This is a genomic window from Fictibacillus phosphorivorans (assembly GCF_023715845.1).
Lineage (GTDB): Bacteria > Bacillota > Bacilli > Bacillales > Fictibacillaceae > Fictibacillus > Fictibacillus phosphorivorans_D.
The window spans coordinates 1-379 of the sequence record NZ_JAMBOR010000078.1 but is presented as its reverse complement, the minus strand read 5'-3'; the positions used below and the strand labels follow the sequence as shown (position 1 = coordinate 379).

Below are 379 nucleotides of genomic sequence, written 5' to 3'. Positions count from 1 at the left end.
CCCTGCGCGCTGCCGACTATCGTGCCGTCGGCCAGCGCGCAGGGCGCGGTGGCGATTAGCGATATTCCGGGCCTGGCGCCGGGCACGCCGATTCTGGCGCGCATCGGCGATTCCCATGCGGCGCTGCAGGCGCAGCGGCGCGGCGACGAAGAGGTGGTGAAGGCGACCTACGGCACCGGCTCTTCGCTGATGATGTCGATGGCGACGCCGCTGCTGACCGATAACGGCCTGAGCACTACCGTCGCCTGGCACGACGGCGCGCTGCGCTTCGCCTTCGAGGGCAATATTACCCACACCGGCTCCGGCCGGCCTGGCTGGGCAAGATGCTCAACATTCAGGACCCGCACGAGCTGACCGCGCTGGCGCGCACCGCCAACAG

At 69.7% G+C, this 379-nt stretch carries 1 pseudogene; it reads left to right on the top strand.

What is annotated here, in order from left to right:
* A pseudogene (locus M3206_RS18875) lies at positions 1-354 on the top strand (hypothetical protein); the annotation flags it as partial.
* Positions 355-379 lie beyond the last annotated feature (25 nt).